Source organism: Alkalibacterium sp. m-11, assembly GCF_054658155.1.
The window spans coordinates 1-3,972 of sequence record NZ_BAAGIR010000156.1 but is presented as its reverse complement, the minus strand read 5'-3'; the positions used below and the strand labels follow the sequence as shown (position 1 = coordinate 3,972).

Sequence of the window (3,972 nt, the reverse complement as noted above, 5' to 3'; positions counted from 1 at the left end):
GGGACTACGGGGGTAGCCTGGTAAATAAAAGCAACCGCTGATACTCTATTAAACAAGTGTGTCAAGTCTACTTTGTTCCCAGGAATCTCCCACTTCTAAGCGTGAGCGAAAGTGGGGGTAGTTCAACATAATACTATACGCTTATTGAAACGTAAAAGCAAAGGGACATAGACCATAACTTTTAAAGAAAGAAGGAACAGAATATGTTTAATGGAATTCATCATGTGGCGATCATTGCAAGTGATTATGACCGGTCTAAAGCTTTTTATACACAAACGCTCGGTCTGACTATCATCAGAGAAGTGTACAGAGAGGAAAGAGAATCATATAAGTTGGACCTGGAAGCTGGTAATGCTCAAATTGAACTCTTTTCATTCCCAGATCCTCCAGCTAGAGCGAATGGACCTGAAGCGGTAGGGTTGAGACACTTATGTTTCGAAGTGGATGATGTAGTAGAAGCAAAAGGACAGCTGGAGGGCAAGGGAATCGAAGTTGAAGAGGTAAGAACGGATCCCTATACGGGCAGGTTGTTCACTTTCTTCAAGGATCCGGATGGGCTCCCATTGGAACTATATGAGAGAAGCTGAACGCAAAAAAGAACCCCTGTTTCCGCAGGGGCTCTTTTGCATAGAAAGGAGATGATTTATGAAAAAGAAAACTAGTAGTACTGCTACTAACTATGTTTCTAAGTAAATGATAACGCATACATTATAGATAGTCAAGCCTTTTTCAGATATTCAGTAAATTAATTATAACGCTTTCAAAAAAGTGAGGATATAAGCTGCCCCTCATACATGTTTGCTTGACGGCCTGATGAAAGTAAGGCAAAATATAAACATACTAGTTTAGGAGGAATTACCTATGAGAAAAAGAATGCTGCACACTTGCGTAAGAGTAAAGGATCTGGACAAGTCATTGGATTTTTATAAAGATGTTCTGGGAATGAAAGAAGTTCGCCGTCTAGATTATCCTGAATACAAGTTCACCCTGGTTTATCTGGCATTGCCTGGAGATGAAGTGGAGCTGGAGCTGACATATAATTATGATCAGGAAGAACCATATGATCTGGGAAATGGATACGGGCATATTGCAATAGGCGTAGAGAATCTTAGCGATACTCACGACGAGTTCAGTCAGTCTGGGCAGGATGTTACAGAGCTGACAGAATTATCTGACGGTGCAGCATCTTACTTCTTTATTAAGGATCCTGATGGATATAAGATCGAGATCATTCAGTTGAAAGATTAAGTTGTTTTAAGTATCGGGTCTAGGATCCGATACTACATATGAGGGGAGAAATAAAATGGGGGATGCAAACTGCGACACAGGGGCATTTCATTATGCATCACGAAGAGAGCTAGCGGTTGGTAAAAATGGAATGGTTGCTACATCACATCCGCTAGCTGCACAAGTCGGGCTCGACATACTGAAGAGAGGTGGAAATGCCATCGATGCCGCCATAGCAACTGCTGCGACACTTACTGTTGTGGAGCCAGGATCGAACGGCATCGGAGGAGACAGTTTCAGCATATTATGGAAAGATGGAGAACTGCATGGGCTGAATTCCAGTGGGCCATCTCCTGAAGGGTTGGATCCGGATCCATACCTGACGAAAGAAAAGGACTTTCCAACGTTTGGCATCAATGCGGTCACTGTTCCTGGGGTTCCTGCCGGATGGGCTGCTTTAAGTAAAAAACACGGGAAACTTCCATTGAAAGAGGTACTGGAGCCAGCTGCGAAAATTGCTGAAGAGGGGTACGTCATTACGAATACTGTTTCACAGGCCTTTCAACGTACTTTCAAACGCTTTTCTAAAGAGAAAGATAATTACCCGGAACTCGAGTCCTGGTTCAAGGTCTTTGCACCAGAAGGTACAGCGAAACAGGCGTTGGATATTATTAAACTTCCTGGGCATGCCAGAGGTCTTCGACTGATCGGTGAGACAGAAGCGGATGCTTTCTATAATGGCAAGATTGCGGAAGCCATTGATGCATTTTCCAGAAGACATGGAGGAAGCTTGAGACTGGATGATCTTAAATCCTTCCAGCCGGAATGGGTCGATCCTGTTTCTGTAGATTATAAAGGCTACCAAGTCTGGGAGATGCCGCCAAATGGACAGGGAATCGTAGCATTAATGGCGCTTAACTCTCTTAAACATCTGGAACTGGCTGGAAAAGATGACGCTGAGACGCTACATAAGCAGATCGAAGCAATCAAACTGGCTTTTGCTGACGGGAATTTGACTATTGCCGATCCTGAGAGGATGACGGTAAGTGCGGAAGAGCTGCTTTCTGAAAGATATGCAAAGGAAAGAGCAGATCTGATCGGTCATGATGCGATAGATGCTGTACCAGGTATCAGTGATTCATCAGGAACCGTCTATCTTGCTGCAGCAGACGCTGACGGCAATATGATTTCATACATTCAAAGTAATTACATGGGCTTCGGTTCAGGGGCAGTCATTCCGGAATTTGGCATCAGTCTGAATAACCGGGCCGTTGGGTTCACAAACGAAAAAGGACATGTGAATACCCTTACACCGGCTAAGCGGCCTTTCAATACCATCATTCCCGCTTTCCTTACAAAAGAAGGGCAGCCGATGGGGCCTTTTGGCGTGATGGGTGGACACATGCAGCCACAAGGTCATCTTCAAGTGATCCAGTCCATGATTGATTTCGGGCTAAACCCTCAGGATGCTCTAGACAAACCAAGATGGCAGTGGGTCAAAGGGCGGAAAGTACTCGTTGAACCTGAAATACCATTTTCTGTACTGACAGATCTGAAACGCCGGGGACACGACATAGAAGTGACTCTTGAAAAAGGTCAGTTCGGAAGGGGTCAGATTATTTTAAGAAACAAAAATGGTGTGCTGATCGGAGGGACAGAACCAAGAACAGACGGGACGGTTGCTGTCTGGTAAGAAGATAAAATAGACTATTAGCGAAGGTGGAGAGGTATAATGGCAATACTGGCTTTTGATATTGGAGGAACATCAGTTAAGTATGGAATCTGGTCTGATGAATCTTTGTCAGATAAAGGGAAGTTTAAAACACCGCAGACCTGGGCAGAGATGAAAGCTCAACTTTCTCGTGTGAAAGAAGAGGCTGATTCGACTTACAGTCTTGAAGGAGTCGCATTTTCGGCTCCCGGAGCGGTCAATCAGATCGACAGGCAGATAGAAGGAGTCAGTGCAGTCAGATACCTCCACTTCTTCCCTATATATGATGAACTCGAAGAGATGTTTAGACTGCCTGTGTCATTTGAGAATGATGCAAACAGCGCAGGTCTGGCTGAAGTATGGAAAGGGGCTGCGAAAGATAACGACAATGTTCTTTTCGTGGTGATTGGAACGGGAATCGGTGGGGCAGTTATCGTCAATAAAAAAGTCCATCATGGACCGCATTTATTCGGTGGAGAGTTCGGCTTCATGCTCCTTAATGAAACTAAGACATTCAGTCAGATTGGTACAGCGGTGGCCATGTCCCGTCGTTATGCAGAGCGGATGGGGATGAGTTACGATGATATAGATGGACAGGCGGTGTTTGAACTTGCCAATCAGGGGGATGTCATAGCTAAAGAAGAAGCAGACACCTTCTTTATGTATCTGACTATGGGACTTTACAACCTTGCTTATGCGTTTGATCCTGAGAAGATAGTAATCGGGGGAGGCGTATCCAGTATGGACGGGATCCTTGAGCGCATCGAAGTTGAGTTTGACTCTCTATTTGCACGTCTGCAGCACACCCCTTTTCGTCCAGTGATTGAAACGTGTGAGTTCAAAAATGATGCTAACCTGATTGGAGCCGTCTATAACTTTATGCAGGAAAATAAATAGACAGGGCACCTGGTAACTCCCAATAATCTATGAAAAATTATGTTTCCCAAATTTCTCGTTGCTCGTATGATGATTTCTGTCGATGAAGGTAATATAATCCAATCCTTGTCTGGATTAAACAGCTTTATAACAGATCC

At 44.3% G+C, this 3,972-nt stretch carries 4 protein-coding genes; all 4 read left to right on the top strand.

Going from position 1 to position 3,972, the window contains the following annotated elements; translation table 11 throughout:
* The first annotated feature begins 203 nt into the window (after positions 1-203).
* Complete coding sequence (gene gloA2 / locus ACYQ2O_RS10895; RefSeq protein ID WP_346025516.1) at positions 204-587, top strand: SMU1112c/YaeR family gloxylase I-like metalloprotein; 384 nt, start codon at positions 204-206, stop codon at positions 585-587.
* A gap of 274 nt (positions 588-861) precedes the next feature.
* A complete protein-coding gene (gene gloA, locus ACYQ2O_RS10890) occupies positions 862-1,248 on the top strand; it encodes a lactoylglutathione lyase (protein WP_346025515.1) in 387 nt (128 codons plus the stop codon).
* Positions 1,249-1,303: 55 nt separating this feature from the next.
* Positions 1,304-2,920: a gamma-glutamyltransferase gene (ggt, locus tag ACYQ2O_RS10885; RefSeq protein WP_346025514.1), complete on the top strand. Its 1,617-nt coding sequence runs from the start codon at positions 1,304-1,306 to the stop codon at positions 2,918-2,920.
* Between the two features lie 39 nt (positions 2,921-2,959).
* The gene (locus ACYQ2O_RS10880) at positions 2,960-3,835 is read left to right on the top strand and encodes an ROK family protein (RefSeq protein ID WP_346025513.1); all 876 of its coding nucleotides are present in this window, start codon (positions 2,960-2,962) and stop codon (positions 3,833-3,835) included.
* Positions 3,836-3,972: the final 137 nt, after the last annotated feature.